General features: G+C 67.7%; 23 protein-coding genes. 12 read left to right on the forward strand and 11 right to left on the reverse strand.

Annotation, left to right across the window (positions count from 1 at the left end):
• Nucleotides 1-3: 3 nt before the first annotated feature.
• The 3 genes from LKD76_RS26570 to LKD76_RS26580 are packed head-to-tail and all read right to left on the reverse strand — an operon-like array spanning nucleotide 4 to nucleotide 3,026.
• The gene (locus LKD76_RS26570) at nucleotides 4-1,317 is read right to left on the reverse strand and encodes a M20 family metallopeptidase (protein ID WP_372465933.1); all 1,314 of its coding nucleotides are present in this window, start codon (nucleotides 1,315-1,317) and stop codon (nucleotides 4-6) included.
• Between the two features lie 45 nt (nucleotides 1,318-1,362).
• Nucleotides 1,363-2,064 (reverse strand): enoyl-CoA hydratase-related protein, encoded by a 702-nt coding sequence (locus LKD76_RS26575; RefSeq protein ID WP_227984142.1) that lies wholly within the window; start codon nucleotides 2,062-2,064, stop codon nucleotides 1,363-1,365.
• 53 nt (nucleotides 2,065-2,117) lie between these two features.
• On the reverse strand, nucleotides 2,118-3,026 hold the full coding sequence (locus LKD76_RS26580) for a ribonuclease Z (protein WP_227984143.1): 909 nt from the start codon (nucleotides 3,024-3,026) through the stop codon (nucleotides 2,118-2,120).
• Between the two features lie 100 nt (nucleotides 3,027-3,126).
• Here LKD76_RS26580 and LKD76_RS26585 point away from each other — a divergent pair, with 100 nt between their 5' ends.
• Complete coding sequence (locus tag LKD76_RS26585) at nucleotides 3,127-3,906, forward strand: purine-nucleoside phosphorylase (protein WP_227984144.1); 780 nt, start codon at nucleotides 3,127-3,129, stop codon at nucleotides 3,904-3,906.
• Nucleotides 3,907-3,915: 9 nt separating this feature from the next.
• Complete coding sequence (locus LKD76_RS26590; protein WP_227984145.1) at nucleotides 3,916-5,481, forward strand: phospho-sugar mutase; 1,566 nt, start codon at nucleotides 3,916-3,918, stop codon at nucleotides 5,479-5,481.
• A gap of 28 nt (nucleotides 5,482-5,509) precedes the next feature.
• Here the strand turns inward: LKD76_RS26590 and upp are convergent, their stop codons facing one another.
• The gene (upp, locus tag LKD76_RS26595) at nucleotides 5,510-6,133 is read right to left on the reverse strand and encodes a uracil phosphoribosyltransferase (protein ID WP_227984146.1); all 624 of its coding nucleotides are present in this window, start codon (nucleotides 6,131-6,133) and stop codon (nucleotides 5,510-5,512) included.
• Between the two features lie 140 nt (nucleotides 6,134-6,273).
• Here upp and LKD76_RS26600 point away from each other — a divergent pair, with 140 nt between their 5' ends.
• From LKD76_RS26600 to LKD76_RS26620, 5 genes are read left to right on the forward strand one after another with little or no spacing between them, the layout of a single operon-like run.
• Nucleotides 6,274-6,600: a type VII secretion target gene (locus LKD76_RS26600; protein WP_443678162.1), complete on the forward strand. Its 327-nt coding sequence runs from the start codon at nucleotides 6,274-6,276 to the stop codon at nucleotides 6,598-6,600.
• Nucleotides 6,597-7,736, forward strand: a complete 1,140-nt coding sequence (locus LKD76_RS26605) for an NlpC/P60 family protein (protein ID WP_227984147.1) — start codon at nucleotides 6,597-6,599, stop codon at nucleotides 7,734-7,736. The genes LKD76_RS26600 and LKD76_RS26605 overlap by 4 nt, the downstream gene beginning before the upstream one ends.
• Nucleotides 7,733-8,083 (forward strand): hypothetical protein, encoded by a 351-nt coding sequence (locus tag LKD76_RS26610; RefSeq protein WP_227984148.1) that lies wholly within the window; start codon nucleotides 7,733-7,735, stop codon nucleotides 8,081-8,083. The genes LKD76_RS26605 and LKD76_RS26610 overlap by 4 nt, the downstream gene beginning before the upstream one ends.
• Nucleotides 8,084-8,120: 37 nt before the next feature.
• Nucleotides 8,121-8,453, forward strand: coding sequence for a YbaB/EbfC family nucleoid-associated protein (locus tag LKD76_RS26615; protein ID WP_227984149.1), 333 nt, complete (start codon nucleotides 8,121-8,123; stop codon nucleotides 8,451-8,453).
• 33 nt (nucleotides 8,454-8,486) lie between these two features.
• Nucleotides 8,487-9,758 carry a SatS C-terminal domain-containing protein gene (locus LKD76_RS26620; protein ID WP_227984150.1) on the forward strand — a complete coding sequence of 424 codons (1,272 nt, stop codon included), beginning with the start codon at nucleotides 8,487-8,489 and terminating at the stop codon, nucleotides 9,756-9,758.
• A 49-nt stretch (nucleotides 9,759-9,807) separates the two neighbouring features.
• Here LKD76_RS26620 and LKD76_RS26625 read toward each other — a convergent pair whose 3' ends face one another.
• The 6 genes from LKD76_RS26625 to LKD76_RS26650 form a co-directional block, all read right to left on the reverse strand.
• On the reverse strand, nucleotides 9,808-10,902 hold the full coding sequence (locus tag LKD76_RS26625; protein WP_227984151.1) for an adenosine deaminase: 1,095 nt from the start codon (nucleotides 10,900-10,902) through the stop codon (nucleotides 9,808-9,810).
• Nucleotides 10,903-11,024: 122 nt separating this feature from the next.
• Complete coding sequence (locus LKD76_RS26630; RefSeq protein ID WP_227984152.1) at nucleotides 11,025-11,540, reverse strand: DMT family transporter; 516 nt, start codon at nucleotides 11,538-11,540, stop codon at nucleotides 11,025-11,027.
• Nucleotides 11,537-12,061 (reverse strand): DMT family transporter, encoded by a 525-nt coding sequence (locus LKD76_RS26635; protein ID WP_227984153.1) that lies wholly within the window; start codon nucleotides 12,059-12,061, stop codon nucleotides 11,537-11,539. The genes LKD76_RS26630 and LKD76_RS26635 overlap by 4 nt, the downstream gene beginning before the upstream one ends.
• A 101-nt stretch (nucleotides 12,062-12,162) precedes the next feature.
• Nucleotides 12,163-13,407, reverse strand: a complete 1,245-nt coding sequence (locus LKD76_RS26640) for an ArsB/NhaD family transporter (RefSeq protein ID WP_227984154.1) — start codon at nucleotides 13,405-13,407, stop codon at nucleotides 12,163-12,165.
• 116 nt (nucleotides 13,408-13,523) lie between these two features.
• On the reverse strand, nucleotides 13,524-14,816 hold the full coding sequence (locus LKD76_RS26645; RefSeq protein WP_227984155.1) for a thymidine phosphorylase: 1,293 nt from the start codon (nucleotides 14,814-14,816) through the stop codon (nucleotides 13,524-13,526).
• A 169-nt stretch (nucleotides 14,817-14,985) separates the two neighbouring features.
• On the reverse strand, nucleotides 14,986-15,387 hold the full coding sequence (locus tag LKD76_RS26650; RefSeq protein ID WP_227984156.1) for a cytidine deaminase: 402 nt from the start codon (nucleotides 15,385-15,387) through the stop codon (nucleotides 14,986-14,988).
• A 332-nt stretch (nucleotides 15,388-15,719) separates the two neighbouring features.
• Between LKD76_RS26650 and sdhC the strand changes: the two genes are divergently transcribed.
• The 5 genes from sdhC to LKD76_RS26675 all read left to right on the forward strand — a co-directional run bounded on the left by sdhC (nucleotide 15,720) and on the right by LKD76_RS26675 (nucleotide 20,163).
• Nucleotides 15,720-16,124 carry a succinate dehydrogenase, cytochrome b556 subunit gene (gene sdhC, locus LKD76_RS26655; protein ID WP_227984157.1) on the forward strand — a complete coding sequence of 135 codons (405 nt, stop codon included), beginning with the start codon at nucleotides 15,720-15,722 and terminating at the stop codon, nucleotides 16,122-16,124.
• 4 nt (nucleotides 16,125-16,128) lie between these two features.
• Nucleotides 16,129-16,560 carry a succinate dehydrogenase hydrophobic membrane anchor subunit gene (locus LKD76_RS26660; RefSeq protein WP_227984158.1) on the forward strand — a complete coding sequence of 144 codons (432 nt, stop codon included), beginning with the start codon at nucleotides 16,129-16,131 and terminating at the stop codon, nucleotides 16,558-16,560.
• Nucleotides 16,561-16,590: 30 nt separating this feature from the next.
• A complete protein-coding gene (gene sdhA, locus LKD76_RS26665) occupies nucleotides 16,591-18,357 on the forward strand; it encodes a succinate dehydrogenase flavoprotein subunit (protein WP_227985415.1) in 1,767 nt (588 codons plus the stop codon).
• A complete protein-coding gene (locus LKD76_RS26670; RefSeq protein ID WP_227984159.1) occupies nucleotides 18,357-19,130 on the forward strand; it encodes a succinate dehydrogenase iron-sulfur subunit in 774 nt (257 codons plus the stop codon). The genes sdhA and LKD76_RS26670 overlap by 1 nt, the downstream gene beginning before the upstream one ends.
• Before the next feature lie 148 nt (nucleotides 19,131-19,278).
• Complete coding sequence (locus LKD76_RS26675) at nucleotides 19,279-20,163, forward strand: phenylalanine 4-monooxygenase (protein WP_227984160.1); 885 nt, start codon at nucleotides 19,279-19,281, stop codon at nucleotides 20,161-20,163.
• 5 nt (nucleotides 20,164-20,168) lie between these two features.
• On the opposite strand, the gene LKD76_RS26680 is transcribed toward LKD76_RS26675, so the two are convergent.
• Complete coding sequence (locus LKD76_RS26680) at nucleotides 20,169-20,750, reverse strand: acyl-CoA-like ligand-binding transcription factor (RefSeq protein ID WP_443678168.1); 582 nt, start codon at nucleotides 20,748-20,750, stop codon at nucleotides 20,169-20,171.
• Between the last annotated feature and the right edge of the window lie 46 nt (nucleotides 20,751-20,796).

Here is a 20,796-nt window from a genome sequence, read left to right on the forward strand (position 1 = left end):
TGCTCACCGAATATCCTCCTGTCGCGGAATACTGCGCTCCAACAACCTGTCCCTGTGTAGTTCGTCGCCGGCGATCTGGATCGCGGTACGCGCCAGTGCGCGCGCCCCGTCGATCACCGCGAGATCGGCCGACGGCGTCACGGCCGCCGCGGCGAACTCCCGCTGGTGCGTCACCGCGCCGTTCGCGTCGATGCCGATCACCGGGTGAATCCCGGGAATGACGTTGGTGACATTGCCCATATCGGTACTACCCAGCGGCCGTGCTGCCTCGAGTTCCGGCGCGAGCGGCAAGCGACCCATACCGATGATCTGCTCGCGGTAAGCACACAGTAGTGCGGCATCCGGCGTGAGCTCGGTATATGTGGGCGCCAACGCCCGGATTTCATGAGTGCATCCGGTCGCCAGCGCTCCCGCCTCGAAACAGGCCGAGGCGCGCTGTAGCAGATCGTCGAGGGATGCGGAATCGTCTGCCCGCAGGTAATACAACAGTTCCGCAAAGCCGGGCACGATATTCGGGGCAACACCGCCCGATTCGACTATACCGTGCAGTTGCTGGCCGGGCCGCAGATGCTGACGGAGCAGCCCCAGCGCGACCTGCGCGACCGTGGCGGCGTCTCCGGCGTTGCGCCCGTATTCGGGCGCCGCGCTGGCATGGGCCTCGCGACCGTGGAACCGCACCGAGAGATCCGCCAGTGCCAGCGAACGCGCACCGACGATGTCCAGCGGGCCCGGATGCACCATCATGGCCATCGCGAGCCCGTCGAACACTCCGCGTTCGAGCATCAGGACCTTGCCGCCACCGCTCTCCTCGGCCGGCGTGCCGAACACCTTGACCGTGATGCCGCAGCGGTCGGCCACCTCGGCCAGCGCGAGGGCGGCGCCGACGGCCGACGCGGCGATGATGTTGTGCCCGCAGGCGTGCCCGATCTCGGGCAGCGCGTCGTATTCGGCGCAGATGCCGACCACCAGTTCCCCGCTGCCGTAGGTGGCGACGAAGGCGGTGTCCAGGTCCGCCACCGGGGCTTCGATCTGGAAACCGCGCGCCCGCAGGGGGATCAGTGTCTCGTGCACGCTGCGGAACTCGGCGAAGGCCAGCTCCGGTTCGGCGTGGATGGCGTGTGAGAGTGCGATCAGTTCCGGTTCGGCGGCCGATACCACGGCATCGGCCGCCGCGAGCAGGTCCGGATCGGCGGGGGCGACCGCCGATCCGGCTTTCCCGACGGCGGTGCCGTCGGTGTGCACGCAGCCGCTGCCCGCGGTCCGGTCCCCCGACCGGACCGCCGGCTTCCCGCTGCGATCGTCCGCGCTGCGTGGCATGGCACACAGTCTCGCACTGCGCGCCGCGCGATGATCATCGGGTTATCAGGCGCCGAAGGCCAGATTCTCCGGAGTGGTCGCGGTCTGCAGCCCGGCCAGCGCGCGGCCGTGCAGGGCACGCTTGATGACCGGCAGGTTCGGTTTGCGGTTGCCGGCCAGCGCGGCGGCCCGCGCGACCGCGTCGGCCAGCACCCGATCCGCGTCGGCCTGCTGATCGACGATGCCCGCGGCGATCGCGTCGGCGGAACCGTAGCGCCGGCCGGTGGTCATGGCCTCGAGGGCGACCTGATTGGTCAGCCGCTCGGTGACCAGCGCGTTCATCGCGACTGTGAACGGCATCCCCAGATGGACCTCCGGCAGGCACCAGTAGCCGCGATCGCCACGCATCACGCGGAAGTCGTGCGAGGTGGCCAGCATCGCGCCCGCGCCGAAGGCATGGCCGTTCAGCGCGGCGACCGTCGGCATACCGAAGGTCAGCAACCGGCTGAAGATCGAATGCACCCGGTCCAGATACCAGTGCATCCGGTCCATGTTCCCGAACAGCCAGTCGGTGTCCAGTCCGTTGCTGAAGAACTTGCCTGTCGCCACCGTGACCAGCGCCGCCGGTCCTTCGGCGGCCTCGACCCGATCCAGCTGGGCGTGGATTTCGTCGATCCAGTCGGGGTGGAAGCGGTTCTCGCTGTCGGTCTGTCCCTCGTTGCCGAGGTAGAGCACGAATACGTCCCCGTCACGGTCCAAGTACGGCATAGGCAGAGAATATGCAGCTCCGAATGACCGCCGCAGCACACCCCCCACCTAAGTTACCGGCGAGTTGGCACCGGCACCCGCATCAGATCCTCGGCGACGACCAGATCGCCGTCGAAATAGCGCTGCGCCTCGTCGCGATGTCCGGTCAGATCGCCGTAACGCTGCGAGAAGTGCGTGAGTACCAGCGTCCGCACTCCGGCCGCGGCGGCGACCTTCGCGGCCTGTCCGGCGGTGAGGTGTCCGAAATCGTGTGCCAGCTGCGCCTCGGATTCCAGGAAGGTGGATTCGATGACCAGCATGTCGGCCCCCTCCGCCAATTCCTCGACGCCCGAACACATTCGAGTGTCCATGACGAAGGCGAAGCGCTGGCCGGGCCGCTCGACCGACACCTGATCCACGGTGACGGTGCGGCCGTCGGCCACCCGGACCGAGCCCTCGCGCTGCAATCGCCCGATCGCCGGTCCCGCCAGACCGAATTCGGCCAGCCGCTCGGGCACCAGCCGGTAGCCGTCGGGCTCGGTGAGCCGATAGCCGAAGGTGTCGACGCGATGCGACAGCCGCACGGCCTCGAAGGCGAACGGCGCGTCCGGTAGCGGAACCGGACCGCTCACCTCGACGGGATGCTCACGCAGACCGGAGAATTCGGGTACCACCCCGCGCAGATGCGCGAGCATTTCGGCGCCCGACCCCGGGAAGCAGATGTCCACCGGATGGGTGACCTGATCCAGATTGAGGCGGGCCAGGACGCCCGGCAGGCCGAGACAGTGGTCACCGTGGAAGTGGGTCAGGCAGATCCGGGTGATGCCGCTCGCCGACACGCCCGCGTAGAGCATCTGCCGTTGCGTACCCTCACCGGGATCGAACAGCAGCCCGTCGCCGTCCCAGCGCAGGAGATACCCGTTGTGATTGCGGCGGCGGGTCGGCACCTGACTGGCCGTGCCGAGGACCACGAGTTCACGCACGGCACCATCCTGCACCGCGGTCCGGCCCCGCGCGCGGTGGCCTCGCCCGGATCCGGCGCGCGGCCCACCCGTGCGGGCCGCCGCGCACTATCGTGGGCGCATGCTTGCCGAACAGGCCGCCGAGGCGATCGCCACACGTACGGGAGTACCGCAGCACCGAGTCGCGGTGATCCTCGGATCGGGCTGGCAGTCCGCCGCCACCGAGATCGGAACGCCGCACGCCTCCCTCCCCATGGGTGAGATCCCGGGATTCGAACCGCCGACCGCCGAGGGACATCGGGGCATCGTGGTGTCGGTGCCGGTGGGCGAGACGCCGGTGCTGCTGATGATGGGCCGTCAGCACCTCTACGAGGGGTACGAACCGCAACGGGTCGTGCAGGCCGTGCACACCGCGGCCGCCGCGGGGGCGGAGACGATCGTTCTGACCAACGCCGCCGGCGGCATCCGGGCCGGTCTGCGAGTCGGTGAGCCGGTACTGATCAGCGATCACCTCAACCTGACCGGGCGCACGCCGCTGACCGGCGCCACGTTCGTCGATCTCGTCGACGCCTGGGATCCCGAACTGCGTTCGCTGGCACGAGAAGTCGACCCCTCCCTGAGCGAGGGTGTCTACGCCGGGCTGCACGGCCCGCAATACGAGACCCCCGCCGAGATCCGCATGCTCGGCGGAATGGGCGCGGACCTGGTCGGGATGTCGACCGTGCTCGAGGCCATCGCGGCCCGGTCGCTGGGGCTGCGGCTGCTGGGCATCTCGCTGGTCACCAACCTGGCGGCCGGTGTGACCGGCGCACCGCTGTCACATCAGGAGGTGCTGGCCGAAGGCCGTGCTGCCGCACCGCGTTTGGGTAAACTGCTGCGCGGCGTCCTGGAACGGATCTAGGCGGCGACGATGTTGCGATTCGGGACGGCCGGCCTGCGCGGACCGCTGCGGGACGGACCCGACGGTATGAACGTGACCACGGTGGCCCGGGCGAGTGCCGGTGTGGCCGAATGGCTCCGGGGACGCTGCCTCGGCGGCGGGCTGGTGATCGTCGGCCGCGACGCGCGGCACGGTTCGGCGGAGTTCGCCACGGTCACCGCCGAGGTCTTCGCGGCCGCCGGGTTCGCGGTCCTGCCGCTGCCGCGGCCGCTGCCCACACCGGTGGTGGCCTTCGCGGTCCGCGAGCTGGGCGCGGTGGCGGGCGTGCAGATCACGGCCTCACACAATCCGGCCACCGACAACGGCTACAAGCTCTACCTCGACGGCGGCTCCCAGTTGATCCCGCCCGCGGACAACGAGATCGAACGGTGCATCGAGGCGGTCGCCGGCCCCGTCCCGCGTGCCGACCCCGGGCCCACCGCTCCGGAACCCTCGATCCTGTCGCTGCCCGCCGACGCGGCCGTCGCCGATCTCGGAGCGGAGATCGTGCGCCGCTATCTGGCCCGCGCGGGCGCGATCCCCGAGGTGATCGGCGGCCCGGCCGCCGATCCGATCGCGTCGCGTCGCGAGCGGCCGCGGATCGCCCTGACGCCGATGCACGGCGTCGGCGGCGAGACCGCGGTGGCGGCACTGGCGGCGGCGGGCTTCTCCGATGTGCACGTGGTGGCCGAGCAGTTCGCGCCGGATCCCGACTTCCCGACGGTCGCCTTTCCCAATCCCGAGGAGCCGGGGGCGTCGGATCGGCTGCTGGCACTGGCGGAACAGGTCGACGCCGATCTCGCCATCGCGCTCGATCCCGATGCCGACCGCTGCGCGCTCGGCGTGCGCGGGCCACGCGGATGGCGGATGCTGCGCGGGGACGAGACCGGTGTGCTGCTCGCCGATTACGTGCTCGGACACGCGGCTCCGGATGCTCTGGTCGCGACCACCGTGGTGTCCTCGCGGCTGCTCGGCAAGCTCGCGGCCGCGCGGGGCGCGCGCTACGCCGAGACGCTCACCGGGTTCAAATGGCTGGCCCGGGCCGGGCGGGGACTGGTCTACGCCTACGAGGAGGCCATCGGCCACTGCGTCGATCCGGCCACCGTGCGCGACAAGGACGGCATCACCGCCGCCGTGGCCGCCGCCGACCTCACCGCCCGGTTGCGGTCCGGTGGCAGTGGCCTGCTCGAGCGGCTCGACGAGTACGCGGTGACCTTCGGCCTGCACGCCGGCGATCAGGTGTCGCTGCGCCTGGCCGACTCGCAGGCGGCCGCCGACGTCGTTGCCCGCCTGCGCGAGACGCCGCCGAATCACATCGCGGGTGAGGCGGTGACGTGCACCGACCTGTCGACGGTGCGCGGCCCGATGCGTACCGACGCGCTGATCTTCGAGGGCGCGTCCCAGCGTCTGGTGATCCGCCCGTCCGGCACCGAACCCAAGCTCAAGTGCTATCTGGAGGTCGTCGAACCGGCATCGGCGCCCGATCGGCTCCCCGACGCGAAAGATCGTGCCGCGCAGCGGCTTTCGGAGCTACGCCGATTCTGCGAGAAACTGTGAGCGAAGGGCCCGGCGGCCTCGATCGGTTCTACCGGGGCCCGAACTGACGATCGCCCGCGTCGCCGAGCCCGGGCACGATGAAGGCGTCGGCATTGAGGTGGTCGTCGACCGCCGCCGCCACCAACCGCACCGGGAACCCGGAATTCTCCAGTGCGGCAATACCTTCCGGAGCGGTGACCACGCAGACCGCGGTGATATCGGTGGCGTTGCGGTCGACCAGCAGTTCCAGGGTGTGGCACATGGAACCGCCGGTGGCCAGCATCGGGTCGAGGACGAAGACCGGGAGCCCGGACAGGTCGGCGGGCAGCGACTCCATGTACGGCACCGGCCGATGGGTCCGCTCGTCGCGCGCCATCCCGACGAAACCCACCCGGGATTCCGGGATCAGCGCACTGGCGGCGTCGACCATGCCGAGTCCGGCGCGCAGCACCGGTACCAGTAGCGGTGGTTGCGCCAGCCGGGCACCGCGGGTGGTGGCGACCGGGGTCTCGATATCGAAAGTCGTGGTCGGAACGTCCCGCAACGCCTCGTAGATGAGGAATCCGGTCAAATCCGCCAGGGCGGCGCGGAAGCCCGCGTTCGACGTGCGAGCGTCGCGCATGGTCGTCAGCAGGGTGGCCGTCAGGGGGTGATCCACGATATGCGTGCGCATGAAGGAACGATAAGGTCTGTCGGGGTTCGACATCGGAACCCCGCGGCAGATTTCCGCAACCGGAGTGGGAACCGATGCGCAGGGGCATGCGTCGAACCGGTCGGATGACGTAATCTGCCACCAGACCAGCACGATGGGGGATGTTGATGCACAAGATCTCGGTCGATACCGAGGGCGTCGCCGCCTACGGTGCCACAGCAGCGGGCCTGGCCGGTGAAATGGGGGTTGCCGCGGCGGGCGCCGCCGGCGCCGACCCACTCCTGCTCGGGCCGATCATGGGACTGATCGGGGGCGATTTCGTCGCCGCCTACGCCGCGGCCCATGCCGGACACGTGGCGGGGATCGGCGAATTGTCCGCTGTGATGGGGAGTATGAGCGCCGCCGCCACCGGCGCCGCGGCCACCTACTCCGACACCGACGCCACGCACGCGGCCGGACTGCGCGCCACGGAAGGCGAATTCGCATGACGGGGGTCGTCGACCTGGACGCGCTCGCTCAACCGCTCATCGATCTGCTCACCAGCTTCGGCTCCGGCGTCATGCCCACCGACGGCCCGGCCGACGCGCTGCGCCAGGTCTCCACTCATCTCGACGGCATCCACCAGGCGGGCAGTTCCAGCATCAACCAGATGACCAATGCCTGGAACGGCCAGGGTGGCGATTCCGCGATGGACAAGGCGCTGAAGGTGCAGACCTCGGCCGCGTCCATGTCGGATCGCGGCAACGATATGGCCGATGTGGTCAGCCAGGCCGCGGCGTCGGTGCAGACCGGTCAGCGGGAACTCGACGGGATCGTGCAGTCCTTCGTCAAGTCGGTCACGGTCCTCGGTCCCGCGGTGACCACTCCCCCGGGCCTGATCACCGTGGTCAACTCCGCGATCGATCATTTCGGGCAGGCGTTGGGCGTGGTCGGGCGGGTGCGCAACGAACTCGACACCCACACCTCCTCGATGTCCGAGCTCACCCCGCCGCCGTCCACCCCGTCCACCGCGGGTGTTCCGGTGGCCGCGGCCGCGGCGCCTGCGCTCAGCACCGGCGCCCAGCAGGCCACCTCGCTGCTGGGCGGGCTGGTCTCCTCCGGCGGTTCGATGATGAGCGGCATGGTCAGCCCGGCGAGTGCGACGACCACCTCACGGTCGAGTTCCGGTACGGGCAAGACCGCCCCGGGCGCGGATCGGTCCGGCGCCGAGAAACCGGGCAAACACGGCGGCGTCATGATCACCCTGCCCGACGGCAGCCAGGTCGAGGCACCCAATCAGAAGGCCGCGACGGCGGTCAAGGCCGCGGTCAGCGCATGCGGCACCCCCTATGTGTGGGGCGGTAACACTCCGGGCTCCGGGCTCGACTGCAGCGGACTGACCAAATGGGCCTACGGCGAGGCCGGGGTGGATCTGCCGCGCCTGGCCTGTGACCAGAGCTCCGGGGCGACCCCGGTCAGCCCCGGCGATGTCATGCCGGGGGACCTGGCCATCTGGGACGGTCACGTCGCGATGGTCGTCGGAAACGGACAGATGGTCGAGGCCGGGGATCCGGTCCAGATCGACCCGATTCGAACGGAGAACATGGGAATGGCGTTCCACGGGTTCTACAGGCCGACTTCATGAGCGGGCCGCAGCAACAGCAGATCCCGAGCGTCACGGTCGCCGCCAGCACCAATCGCGCCGGTACCATCAGTGTCCGGGCCACCGATCAGGGCATGCCGGTGGAAATCAAATTCGAACGCAGCGAATACCGTTACGGCGCACAGGCTTTGGCCGCGGAGATCCTCCGCCTGACCAAGCGGTCGGCCATCGTGGCCAAGGCCCGCCGGCGCGAATTGCTCGCCGAATCCGGCATGCCACCCGAAATCCTGGACAAGCTCGGCCTGCCGACCCGGCAGGCGGCCGTCGACGAACTCGATCGCATGGACGACGAGGACACCGGCCCCACCAGCTGGATGCGGCCGGTATGAACAGGGGACTGAGCCCGATGTCCGGAAAGGACGCACTGTGAGCGCGGAAATGGATGCCCTCGTCGCCGCGGCGACCGACAAACTCGAAGCCCTCGAGGCCGCGCTCTACAACCTCAAGAATGTGCGCGGCCGGTTCACCTCCGAGGACGGTTCGGTCAGCGTCGAGGTCGACAGCGACGGCGCCCTGGTGGGGCTGACCTTGTCGGAGGCCGTGGCCTCCCAATCGCCCGCCGACGTGGGACAACTGATCATCTGGGCGTGCCAGCAGGCGGCCCAGAACGCGGGCGAACAGCGCTCCGAGGTGGTCTCCACGCTCAATTCCGCCTTCACCGCACCCGAATCGGGAAACGTTGCGGGGCGGGCCGAATAGTGTCGCACGCTACGGCTCGATAGGCTTCCGGTCATGGCTTCTGGAGACATCGTCCCGATCGAGCTCGGTCTCACCGACGGCGATCTTGTCACCCTGTGGGCACCGCGCTGGCGAGACGGTGACGACGAGTGGGAGGCATTCCTCGGTCACGAGGACGAGCTCTACGGATTCGACTCGCCGGCGGAGCTCGCCGCCTTCATCCGGACCAACGACGACAACGATCTGGTCGACCATCCGTCCTGGAAGGTCGTGGTCGGGTTGTCCGCGGCCGAGCTGGAGCCCCTGGAGGAGCACGTCTTCGATCTGGTCGGGGTGCCCGAGCTCGCGGCAAGCGAACCCGACCCGGAGACCATCGCCGAACTCGAGGAGACCCTCGAGATGGTCCGCACCATCGGCGAGGTGTGCGAACTCGAGGTGGTGACGAAGTTCTTCGGTTCCCACCCGGTGCTGGGCGCATTGCCCGCGGGTGTGACGGCCTTCGTCGGCCGCGACGGCGAGCAGCTGTGGGATCAGGTCGGCAACGCGATCGCCAAGGACTGGGATCAGGTCATCGACGCCATCGATTCGGTGGTCGTCTCGCCCGAGGTCGACGCCGAGGCGCTGGCCGTCGCCGAGGCCGAAATGCTCGCGGCCGAGGAGAACGTCGTCGACGCCGAGGATGTGGCCGATACCGACGACGACGATATCGAACCGGTCGACCTCGACGACGAAGACGCCGACGAGGAAGACGCCGACGAGGAAGACGAGGACGAAGAGGAGACGTTCTGGCACGAGGTCGGCATCGACCCGGTCAAGATCGTCACCTCCGAGGGCGAATTCTTCACGCTGCGTTGCTATCTCGACGACGAGCCGGTGTTCCTCGGTAGCGAGGGCACCATCACCGTCTTCGGCTCCGAGCGTGCGCTGGCCCGCTATCTGGCCGACGATCACGACCACGATCTGGCCCGGGTCAGCACCTACGACGAGGTCCGGACCGCCGCGGTGGACGGCTCGCTCGAGGTCGAGGTCACCGAGGAGAACATCTACGTCCTGCCGGGCCTGGCCGACGATCTGGGGCAGGGCCCCAAGTCCGTCGATGTCGATCAGCTCGACCTGGCCGTCGAATTGTTCACCGACGCAGCCGATTACGTGGGCGACGACGGAGTCGAGCAGGCGCTCGCCAAATCGACGCCGCTGGGCTGGTACGTCTCCTATCTGCTCGAACCGGACCCGAGCCGGATGGCCCCGAGCCCGCCGTTCGCCGCGGAGGCCGACGGCTGGCGGGCCCTGGAGCAGGCGTTCGAGAGCCGCCTGCAGAAGGGCTAGGCCTGCCGGGCTGCCGTGCTCATCCGATCAGCCTGCCGGGCTGCCGGGCTCATCCGATCAGCACGGCATAGCCCGGTTTGATCACCTCGTCGATGATCCGGAGCCGGTCCGGGAACGGGATGAACGCCGATTTCATGGCGTTGATGGTGAACCGCTCCAGATCGCTCCAGCCGTAGCCGAAGGTCTCGACGAGTTTGAGCATCTCGCGGCTCATGTCGGTATCGCTCATCAGCCGGTTGTCGGTGTTGACGGTAACCCGGAACCGCAGCCGGGCCAGCAGGTCGAACGGATGCTTGTCCAGTGCCGGCACCGCACCGGTCTGCACATTCGACGACGGGCACAGCTCCAGCGGAATCCGTTTGTCGCGAACATAATTCGCCACCAACCCGAGAGTGGGCTCGGATCCGCCGTTGTCGAAGATGTCGTCGGTGATCCGGACTCCGTGCCCGAGGCGATCGCATCCGCAGAAGGCCACCGCCTCGTGGATCGAGGGCAGCCCGAAGGCCTCACCGGCGTGGATGGTGAACTGCGCGCAGTTGCTGCGCATGTACTCGAACGCGTCCAGATGCCGCGACGGCGGATAGCCCGCCTCGGCCCCGGCGATATCGAATCCGCCCACACCGCGATCACGGAAACGGACGGTCAGCTCGGCGATCTCACGCGAGCGCGCGGCATGGCGCATGGCGGTGAGCAGGCAGGTCACCCGGATCGGCGTACCGGCCGCGGCGGCCAGCTGTTCCCCTTCGCGGAAACCCGCCAGCGTGTGCTCGACGACCTCGTCGAGGGTGAGCGCGCGCTCCAGATGCTGTTCGGGTGCGAAGCGGATCTCGGCATACACCACACCGTCGGTGGCCAGATCGAGAGCGCATTCGCGCGCCACCCGGCGCAGCCCCTCCGGGGTCTGCATCACGGCGACGGTGTGGGCGAACGTTTCGAGATAGCGCTCGAGCGATCCGCTGTCGGCGGCCTCGCGGAACCAGCGCGCCAGCGATGCGGCATCGGTGGCCGGTAGCTGGTCGTATCCGCATTCCTCGGCCAGTTCGAGCACGGTCGCGGGGCGCAGGCCACCGTCGAGGTGGTCGTGCAACACGGCCTTGGGGGCCTGGCGGATCGAGGCGAGAGTCAAAGGCATCGGTCCAGTCATGTAACGACGCTATCGGCATTCGCGGCTTCGCGCAGGAAACTTCCGAGGTGTGCATCGAATCGCCGGACAGTTGTTGCCCGACTGTCGCCCGGGCGTCGCCGAGTGGCGGCGCCCGGCGAGCCTCAGTATTTCGCCATCAGATAGGACCCGACGATGATCAGCGCGCATCCGGCCAGGCGCTGCACGGTGATCCGGCGGCGCGGGAAACCCATCACCCCGTAGTGATCCATCACCGTCGCCAGCAGCATCTGCCCGGCGATGATCAGCGCGTTGAAGGTGCTGACCCCCACGCTGGAGGCGACCGTGATCATCGCGAAAATCGCGGCGCCACCGGTCAATCCGCCGAACGGGGCCCACCGCGGCATGGCCTTCAGGTCGGCCCGCGACGGCCACTGCCGATGTTTCGACAGCGCCATCGTGACGGCGAAGATCAGCCCGACACCCGTGAGCGCCACCGCATAGGAGATGACGCCGCACAGAAAAACGTTGTGCAGAGCCAGTTTCAGCGAGTTCTGGCAGCCGGCCTCCACCGACCGCAGCGCCCCGCCGATGAGCATGAAGACGAAGATGAGAACCATGACCCGGCCCCGCGGGGACGGACGGACGGCGGCCGCGTCGGCGGTGGCCGGCGCGTTCATCGGACTCCCTCTCCGGTGAGGACCACGGGCTGTGGCGCGGGCCGCGACTCACCCGAGTCGCTGGCCATGAGGTAGACCGCGACGGTGATCAGCACAGCGGCCAGCAGCCGCGGCGGCGTCACCTCCCGGACCGCGAAGCCCATCAGGCCCAGATCGTCCATGACCAGCGCGACCAGCATTTCGCTCACGATCACCACGGCGTTGAAGGTGGCGACACCGACGTGCCGGGCCACGGTGATCATGCCGACCACCGCGACACCGCCGATCAGCCCGCCGAACGGCGCCCACCACGGCATCTGGCGCACGTCCGCGAACGTCGGCCACGGCGACTCCGAGACCACCGACGAGATCGCTAAAAAGATCGAAAACCCCACTAACGCGACGGCATAGGACACCACCGCGCACAACCAGATGTTCTTCACATGGATCTTCTGCGTGTTCTGGCAACCGACCTCGACGGATCGCAATCCGCCCGCGGCCAGGATGAACAGGAAGACCAGCCCAAGAGCGACAGCACTCACGAGCGCACGTCCTTCGAATCGGGGAAGTAACCCATCCAATGTACCGTCAAACAGCGGCTCGTTAGTTGGGTGTCAACCCCAGTGCTGGGGGGCGCGGGCCGTCACGCCGTGATGAGCAGAGCCGCGACGGCGCCGGCGGTCGCGGTGGCGGCGAGCACGCAACCGGCGGCGACGAAGCGGCCGATCGGGACCCGTACGCCGTGGCCGCGGCAGAACTCCAGGCACAACAGCGTCGCCAGCGATGCCCAGGGCGTCACGACCGATCCCAGGTTGGTGCCGATCAGCAGGGCGAGCAGCTGCAGGTGATTCCCCTCCGGAATCACCGCCTCGCCGGCGGTGTAGGCCGGGAGATTATTGGCCACATTCGACAGCCCCGCTCCGGCCGCGGCGGCCCGAAACGCCCCGGCCGCACCGGAATCGGCGCCGATCAGTGAGTGCATCAGCGGCGACAGTCCCAGCCGCCCGAGCGTCGGGACGACCAGGAACAGGCCGACCACGAATATCAACAGCCGCCACGGAATCAACGACAGCCGTAGCGCAGACCGGTCGACAACCGCGAACGCGGCGATCGCGAGCAGCGCGGCGGCAAGGGCGGCGAACCCGATCAGATCACCGACGATCGGGATCGCGGCGATGAACAGCAGGCAGGCCGCGCCGGTGAGCCAGAGCAGCGCGCGCTCGCGCCGATCGGCGATCCGGACCGGCTCCGGCGGCAGGTAGCGGTCCACACCCCGGCGCCCGCGCCGCCAGAACCACACCCACAGCCACAGCATCGTCACCGCGATGGAGACCAGCTGGGGCAGCCACATCGCCGCCGCGAACTCGGGCCCGGCCAGTCCGACCCGTTCGGCGGCCAGCAGATTGGTGAGGTTCGAGACCGGCAGCAGCAGGCTCGCGGTGTTGGCCAGCCACAGCGTGGTCATGGCCAGGGGCAGGGCCGGAATGCGCGCCGGCACGGCCAGGGCCAGCAACACCGGCGTGAGCAGCACAGCGGTGGTGTCGAGGTTGAGCAGCATGGTGGTCACCGACGCGAAGGCCACACACAGGACGAACAGCACCGGGTAGTGTCCACGTCCGATGATCGCCAGCCGATGCGCGATCACATCGAATACCTTCGCCCGCCGCGCCAGCTCGGCGAGGACGATCACGCTCCCGAGGAACAGCAGCAGCGGTCCGACCCGCCGCATGTTCGCCGCCGCCTCCGCCCGTGGTAACAGTCCCGTCGCCACACATAACAGCCCCACTACCAGCAACCCGACCCGGACCCAATCGAGCGCACCGATCCGCCGGCCCGCCACGTCGGCCTCCGCAGAACTCGAACGCTCGGTGTCCAGCCGCTCAACCACGACCCCATCATCCCAAGCCCCGGCCGCACCGATTCCTGGGCTTGGGAACCACCCCGGCCCGCCCCTGGCGGGTGAGCACGGCGCGGGGTTCGGCCAGGGGCGAGGGCGGAAAGTGGTCAGCCGCCGATGCGATCGATGATCAGCGGACCCGCGGGCGGCGCAACGGTTCCGATCTCGTATCCGGTGCGCAACGCCTCCACCGCCGCGGGGATCGCCGAGTCGGTATCGGTGTGCACCGTGAACAGCGGCTGCCCCCGTTCCACGGATTCCCCCGGTTTGCGATGCATCTCCACACCGGCGCCGTACTGAACCGGATCACCCTGGCGGGCGCGCCCGGCGCCGAGACGCCACGCCGCGAGACCGACCGCGAGCGCGTCCAGCCGGGTGAGTACACCGGATTCCGCCGCGACCACGGTTTCGGTGTGCCGGGCGCGTGGCAGCGGCGCCGCGGGATCGCCGCCCTGTGCCGCGATCATCGCGCGCCAGTGATCCATCGCCCGGCCGCCCGCCAGCACCTGGGCCGGATCGATATCGCGAATTCCCGCCTGCGCCACCATCTCCCGCGCCAGCGCGACGGTGAGTTCGACGACATCGGACGGTCCACCGCCGGCCAGCACCTCGATTGATTCGGCCACCTCCAGCGCATTGCCGGCGGTGCGTCCGAGTGGTGTGTCCATCGCGGTCAACAACGCCACCGTGTGGACTCCGGCGTCGGTGCCCAGTTCGACCATGGCCGCGGCCAATTCGGCGGCGTCGCCGAGATCCTTCATGAAGGCGCCGCTGCCGACTTTCACATCGAGGACCAGGGCGCCGGTGCCCTCGGCGATCTTCTTGCTCATGATGGAGCTGGCGATCAGGGGAACCGATTCCACGGTGCCGGTGACATCGCGCAGCGCGTACAGGCGTTTGTCGGCGGGTGCGAGATCGGCGCCGGCCGCGCAGATCACGGCCCCGATGGCCGGATCGGCGAGCGCGGCGCGCATCCGGGTGGCCGAGATGTCGGCCTGCCAGCCCGGAATGGATTCCAGTTTGTCCAGTGTCCCGCCGGTGTGCCCCAACCCCCGCCCGGACAGTTGCGGGACGGCCGCACCGCAGGCGGCCACCAGCGGGGCCAGCGGCAGGGTGATCTTGTCGCCCACTCCGCCGGTGGAATGTTTGTCGACCGTGGGCCGCGGCAGATCGGTGAAATCCATCCGCTGTCCGGAGGCGATCATCGCGGCCGTCCACCGCGCGAGCTCCCGCCGATTCATACCGCGCAGCAGGATCGCCATCGCCAGCGCCGACATCTGCTCGTCGGCCACGACCCCGCGGGTGAATGCGTCGACCACCCAGTCGATCTGTTCGTCGTCGAGCGCCGCACCGTCGCGTTTCGTCGCGATCACCGACACCGCCGAATGCGCCTGGGTCATATCCGACAGTTTCCCAGATCGCCGCTGGGCCTGGGCCGTACGCCGGATCTCACGGTTCGGTCGACGCCCGGCGATACCGTAGCGCTATCACCTACGGTCATCGCGCCGGGCCGGGTCCGGACCGGGCGCACTGACCACCGAATTCGACCTCCGCGTGCCGAAATTCACATCAGATTCGCCCCGCGGCCAGATCATCCGGGCCGAAGGCATCGGGCAGCAAACTCAGCAGCGTAGTCGGGCCACGGCGATGATCGACGAGCATGTCCGGGCCGCCGTGCTCGTAGAGCACCTGCCGGCAGCGTCCGCACGGCAGCAGAATTTCGCCGCGCGAATCGCAGACGGCAATCGCCAGCAACCGCCCGCCACCCGAGGAACAAAAGTTACCGACGAGTACCGTTTCCGCACACAGGCCTAGTCCGTATGAGACATTTTCCACATTGCAGCCGCTCACAATTCGGCCGTCAGCAGTGAGAGCAGCGGCGCCGACCGGAAAGTCCGAGTAGGGTGCATACGCATTTCGCATGACTTGAAATGCATTGTGACGCAGGGAATTCCAATCGATATCCGGCATATCGGACCTCCGCTCGAATGGCTGATGCGACAGCGTGGAAATGACGTTACGGGACCCTCGAAGATTCAGGCAAGGCAAACCTAACTCGACCGGAAGTGGCGCAACGCGCAGCACGCCGAATTAGTTCCGCGAATCGCCGGGGATTAGAGTTCTCCACAGATCGGTCCAGGTTCGGCAGCGCACCGTCCGCCACCGCCTCCGGATGTCAGCGCACGATTTGAGCTGGTGTTTCTCCAGATTCAGTGGCTCAGCGGCGTATGCCGAATCCGCGACCGGATCCGACTGCCGGCTCGCCGGCGTGTCCATCAACGACGTTGGAGGCACCGCACTCTATGACGACCACACTGGAAGCTCCGGCTCAGCCGAAGCGGAAGACCCTGTACCGCGGCGACCCGGGTATGTGGTCCTGGGCGATGCACCGGATCACCGGTGTCACGATCTTCTTCTTCCTGTTCGTCCACGTACTCGACACCGCGCTGGTGCGAGTCAGCCCGGACACCTACGACCGGGCCATCGAGACCTACAAGAATCCGATCGTGGCCCTCATGGAGATGGGCCTGGTCGTCGCCGTGCTGTTCCACGCACTCAACGGCATCCGAGTCATCCTGGTCGACTTCTGGTCCAAGGGACCCCAGTACCAGCGCCTGATGCTGTGGATCGTGCTCACCATCTGGGTCCTGGTATCGGCCGCCGGTGTCGGCCGCCAGCTCTTCTACATGATCACGACGGAGCTCTGACACCATGACTGCACCCGTTCTCGGCAAGTCCTACGACCGTCCCGCCAGCCTCGATGCTCCGCGTTCGCCGCGCCGCGCCTCCGGCAACAACTTCGAGAAGTACGCGTGGCTGTTCATGCGGTTCTCCGGCCTGCTCCTGGTCGTGCTCGTGCTGGGCCACATGACGATCATGCTGATGCTCGACGGCGGCGTGAAGCGCCTGAACTTCGGCTTCGTCGCCGGACGCTGGGCGAGCCCGTTCTGGCAGATCTGGGACCTGACCATGCTGTGGCTGGCCCAGTTGCACGGCGGTAACGGCCTGCGCACCATCATCGACGACTACTCCCGCAAGGACTCCACCCGGTTCTGGCTGAAGTCCCTGCTGGTCATCGCGATGATCCTGATCATGGGCGTGGGCACCTACGTCATCTTCACCTTCGACCCCAACATCAGTTAGGAACAGGCCCTCGCGATGAGTGAATCCCGGATTCAGGAACACCGCTACGACGTCGTGATCGTCGGTGCCGGTGGCGCGGGGATGCGGGCCGCGATCGAGGCCGGCCCCCGGGTCCGCACCGCTGTGCTGACCAAGCTGTACCCGACCCGTAGCCACACCGGCGCCGCCCAGGGCGGTATGTGCGCCGCACTGGCCAACGTCGAGGAAGACAACTGGGAGTGGCACACCTTCGACACCGTCAAGGGTGGTGACTACCTGGTCGACCAGGACGCCGCGGAGATCATGGCCAAGGAGGCCATCGACGCGGTGCTCGACCTGGAGAAGATGGGCCTGCCGTTCAACCGGACGCCCGAAGGCAAGATCGACCAGCGCCGCTTCGGTGGTCACACCCGTGATCACGGTAAGGCTCCCGTGCGCCGCGCGTGCTACGCCGCCGACCGCACCGGCCACATGATCCTGCAGACGCTCTACCAGAACTGCGTCAAGCACGACGTCGAGTTCTACAACGAGTTCTACGTGCTCGACCTGGTGATGAGCGAGACCGAGCGCGGTTCGGTGGCCACCGGTGTGGTCGCCTACGAGCTGGCCACCGGTGAGATCCACGTCTTCCACGCGAAGTCGATCATCTTCGCCACCGGCGGTTCCGGCCGCATGTACAAGACCACCTCCAACGCGCACACGCTGACCGGCGACGGTATGGCGATCGTGTTCCGCAAGGGACTGCCGCTGGAGGACATGGAATTCCACCAGTTCCATCCGACAGGTTTGGCCGGTCTGGGCATTCTCATCTCCGAGGCCGTCCGCGGTGAGGGCGGCATCCTGCGCAACGCCTCCGGTGAGCGCTTCATGGAACGCTACGCCCCCACCATCAAGGACCTCGCGCCCCGCGACATCGTGGCACGATCCATGGTCAAGGAGGTCCTCGAGGGGCGCGGTGGCGGCCCGAACAAGGACTACGTCTTCATCGACGTGACCCACCTCGGCGAGGACGTGCTCGAGGAGAAGCTGCCCGACATCACCGAGTTCTCCCGCACCTACCTGGGTGTGGACCCGGTGAAGGAGCCGGTGCCGGTCATGCCGACCTGTCACTACGTGATGGGTGGTATCCCGACCCGGATCCGCGGCGAGGTGCTGCGCAACAACACCGACGTGGTCCCCGGCCTGTACGCCGCCGGTGAGTGCGCCTGCGTGTCGGTGCACGGCTCGAACCGCCTGGGCACCAACTCGCTGCTCGACATCAACGTCTTCGGCCGCCGGTCCGGTATCGCCGCCGCCGAGTACGCCGATCGCACCGAATTCGTCGAGCTGCCGGAGAACCCGGCGCAGATGGTGCAGGACTGGCTGGCGCTGCTGCTGAGCGACCACGGCAACGAGCGGGTCGCCGACATCCGGACCGACCTGCAGGTCACCATGGACGCCAACGCCGCGGTGTTCCGCACCGAGGAGACCCTCAAGACGGCGCTGACCGACATCCACGCGCTCAAGGAGCGCTACCAGCACATCACCGTGCAGGACAAGGGCAAGCGCTACAACAGCGATCTGCTCGAGGCCGTCGAGCTCGGCTTCCTGCTGGAGCTGGCCGAGGTCACCGTCGTGGGCGCGCTCAACCGCAAGGAATCGCGCGGCGGCCACGCCCGCGAGGACTACCCCGACCGCGACGACGTCAACTTCATGCGCCACACCATGGCGTACAAGCAGGTCGAAGCAGGTAAGCCGGCGGAGCTGATCGCCGACATCCAGCTCGACTTCAAGCCGGTCGTGCAGACCCGTTACGAGCCGATGGAGCGTAAGTACTGATGACTGCTGTAGCCGAAGCCCCCGCCGGGCAGAAGCCGGCCCCGGTGCCGGACGGGTCGACCATGGTGACCGTCAAGATCGCCAGGTTCAACCCCGAGGACGACAAGGGCGCGCACTGGGATTCCTTCCAGGTTCCGGTGCTGCCCACCGACCGTTTCCTCAATGTGCTCATGTACATCAAGTCCTACCTGGACGGCACACTCACCTTCCGGCGCTCCTGCGCGCACGGCGTCTGTGGTTCCGACGCCATGCGGGTCAACGGCGTCAACCGGTTGGCGTGCAAGGTGCTGATGCGCGACATGCTGCCCAAGAACGGCAAGGAGCTCACCGTCACCGTCGAGCCGATCCGCGGCCTGCCCGTGGAGAAGGACCTCGTGGTGAACATGGAGCCGTTCTTCGACGCGTTCCGCGCGGTGAAGCCGTACCTGATCACCCACGGCAACGAGCCCACCCGCGAACGCATCCAGTCCCAGACCGACCGGCACCGCTTCGATGACACCACCAAGTGCATCCTGTGTGCCTGCTGCACCACCTCGTGCCCGGTGTACTGGAACGACGGCAGCTATTTCGGCCCGGCCGCGATCGTGAACGCGCACCGCTTCATCTTCGACAGCCGTGACGAGGGCGCCCGCGAACGCCTCGACATCCTCAACGACGTCGAGGGCGTGTGGCGCTGCCGCACCACCTTCAACTGCACCGACGCGTGCCCTCGCGGCATCGAGGTCACCAAGGCCATCCAGGAAGTCAAGCGCGCACTGCTGTTCGCTCGCTGATTCCGGCCGACAGGAAACACCTCCGGGTCGTATGCGAAAGCCGTCCGCATCGTTCGATGCGGGCGGCTTTCGTATACCCAACTAGGCAATTTGCTCAGTTTGCCGGGTGTTTGTTGTCGGGTCGGGAAAGTGGTGCTTGCCTTGAGGCATGTTCAGCGAAGGTCAGTTGTACTCGCCGGTGACCACGGGCAGTGACGGCGATGTCACGGTGCATCTGAGTGACGAGCACCCCGGGGTGCACGACGCGCAGTATCGGGCACGGCGGAATGCCATCGCGGCGCTGGCACTGGACTATCGGGCGGGTGAACCGTTGCCGCGGGTCGAGTACACCGAGTCCGAGCAGCAGGTGTGGCGAATCGTCTCCGCCGAACTGACCCGCAAACACCGCGCGTACGCATCGGCCGAGGTGCTCGCCGGTCAGCAGCGCCTGGACCTGCCCGCCGATCACATTCCCCAACTGGACGAGGTCACCGCGAAACTGGTGCCGCTCAGCGGTTTTCGCTACGTCCCGGCGGCCGGGCTGGTGCCGCTGCGGGAGTTCTTCGGCTCCTTCGCCGATCGGACCTTCCACTCCACCCAGTACATCCGCCACCATTCCGCGCCGCTCTACACCCCGGAACCGGATTCGATCCACGAAATCATCGGCCATGCCAATCAATTGGCGTCGCCGCGCTTCGCCGCCATCTACGCCGAGGTCGGCGCGGCGGTGGCGCGGCTCGAAACCGAGATGGCCCTGAAATTCCTCGCCGACGTGTTCTGGTTCTCGATGGAATTCGGTGTGGTCCGGGAGCGGGGCGAAGTGCGTTGTTACGGTGCGGGTCTGCTCTCGTCCTTCGGTGAGATCGAGGAGTTCCGGCAGGCTCGGTTACGCCCGTTGAACATCCACGAGATGGGCACCGCGAACTACGACATCACCCACTATCAGCCGATTCTGTATTGCGCGGAATCGATTTCGGAGATCGAGGATGTAGTCGGCGGCTTCTTCGCGACGATGACCGACGACGTGGTGGCCGGGCTGTCGGCCTCCCACTGATCGGATCAGTCCGTCTCGGCGGCCGGGCGAAGCGGCATTCCCGCCTCCAGGAACGCGATGATCCGATCCACCTTGTCCAGGTCGAGTCCCTCGCGCCCGAAGGCGGTCATCATCGCCCCGATCATCGCACCGCAGAAGGTGCGGACCTCGAAATCGTCCTGCGCGCGCCCGATCCGGCGCGCGAGCAGTCCGGCGATCAGGTCGACATTGCGTTCGGTCTCCCGCATGATCACGCTGCGCAGTTCGGGCTCGTTGTAGATCAACCGCATCCGATCCTGTTCGAACTGCCAATCCTGCGGGTCCAGCTCACGGAAGGTATCCCGCATGGCCTGCCGGAATGCCGCCAGCGGCGTCAGCTCCGGCGGCTGCGATTCGATGGCCCGGATCATGATGGGATCGAGATCGTCGGCCAGCACCAGCTGTTCTTTGGACGGAAAGTAGCGGAAGAAGGTGCTGGGCGAGATATCGGCGGCCTCGGCGATCTGCTCGACCGTGGTCGCCGCGTATCCCTGCCGCTGGAACAGGGCCAACGCCTCGGTGCGGATCGTGCGGCGGGTGCGCTGTTTCTTGCGCTCGCGCAGACCCATCCGGGGCGACGCGGTCGCTCCGGAATGGGCCCGTGCGGGTACCTTC

This window comes from Nocardia spumae, assembly GCF_020733635.1.
In the GTDB taxonomy this organism is placed as follows: domain Bacteria; phylum Actinomycetota; class Actinomycetes; order Mycobacteriales; family Mycobacteriaceae; genus Nocardia; species Nocardia spumae.

Excerpts from the sequence above, each read along its gene's own strand:
- LKD76_RS26570 (WP_372465933.1), bottom strand. The coding sequence starts at position 1,317 with ATGCCACGCAGCGCGGACGATCGCAGCGGGAAGCCGGCGGTCCGGTCG.
- LKD76_RS26575 (WP_227984142.1), bottom strand. The coding sequence starts at position 2,064 with ATGCCGTACTTGGACCGTGACGGGGACGTATTCGTGCTCTACCTCGGC.
- LKD76_RS26585 (WP_227984144.1), top strand. The coding sequence starts at position 3,127 with ATGCTTGCCGAACAGGCCGCCGAGGCGATCGCCACACGTACGGGAGTA.
- LKD76_RS26590 (WP_227984145.1), top strand. The coding sequence starts at position 3,916 with ATGTTGCGATTCGGGACGGCCGGCCTGCGCGGACCGCTGCGGGACGGA.
- upp (WP_227984146.1), bottom strand. The coding sequence starts at position 6,133 with ATGCGCACGCATATCGTGGATCACCCCCTGACGGCCACCCTGCTGACG.
- LKD76_RS26600 (WP_443678162.1), top strand. The coding sequence starts at position 6,274 with ATGTTGATGCACAAGATCTCGGTCGATACCGAGGGCGTCGCCGCCTAC.
- LKD76_RS26605 (WP_227984147.1), top strand. The coding sequence starts at position 6,597 with ATGACGGGGGTCGTCGACCTGGACGCGCTCGCTCAACCGCTCATCGAT.
- LKD76_RS26610 (WP_227984148.1), top strand. The coding sequence starts at position 7,733 with ATGAGCGGGCCGCAGCAACAGCAGATCCCGAGCGTCACGGTCGCCGCC.
- LKD76_RS26620 (WP_227984150.1), top strand. The coding sequence starts at position 8,487 with ATGGCTTCTGGAGACATCGTCCCGATCGAGCTCGGTCTCACCGACGGC.
- LKD76_RS26625 (WP_227984151.1), bottom strand. The coding sequence starts at position 10,902 with ATGACTGGACCGATGCCTTTGACTCTCGCCTCGATCCGCCAGGCCCCC.
- LKD76_RS26630 (WP_227984152.1), bottom strand. The coding sequence starts at position 11,540 with ATGAACGCGCCGGCCACCGCCGACGCGGCCGCCGTCCGTCCGTCCCCG.
- LKD76_RS26645 (WP_227984155.1), bottom strand. The coding sequence starts at position 14,816 with ATGACCCAGGCGCATTCGGCGGTGTCGGTGATCGCGACGAAACGCGAC.
- LKD76_RS26650 (WP_227984156.1), bottom strand. The coding sequence starts at position 15,387 with ATGCCGGATATCGATTGGAATTCCCTGCGTCACAATGCATTTCAAGTC.
- sdhC (WP_227984157.1), top strand. The coding sequence starts at position 15,720 with ATGACGACCACACTGGAAGCTCCGGCTCAGCCGAAGCGGAAGACCCTG.
- LKD76_RS26660 (WP_227984158.1), top strand. The coding sequence starts at position 16,129 with ATGACTGCACCCGTTCTCGGCAAGTCCTACGACCGTCCCGCCAGCCTC.
- LKD76_RS26670 (WP_227984159.1), top strand. The coding sequence starts at position 18,357 with ATGACTGCTGTAGCCGAAGCCCCCGCCGGGCAGAAGCCGGCCCCGGTG.
- LKD76_RS26675 (WP_227984160.1), top strand. The coding sequence starts at position 19,279 with ATGTTCAGCGAAGGTCAGTTGTACTCGCCGGTGACCACGGGCAGTGAC.
- LKD76_RS26680 (WP_443678168.1), bottom strand. The coding sequence starts at position 20,750 with ATGGGTCTGCGCGAGCGCAAGAAACAGCGCACCCGCCGCACGATCCGC.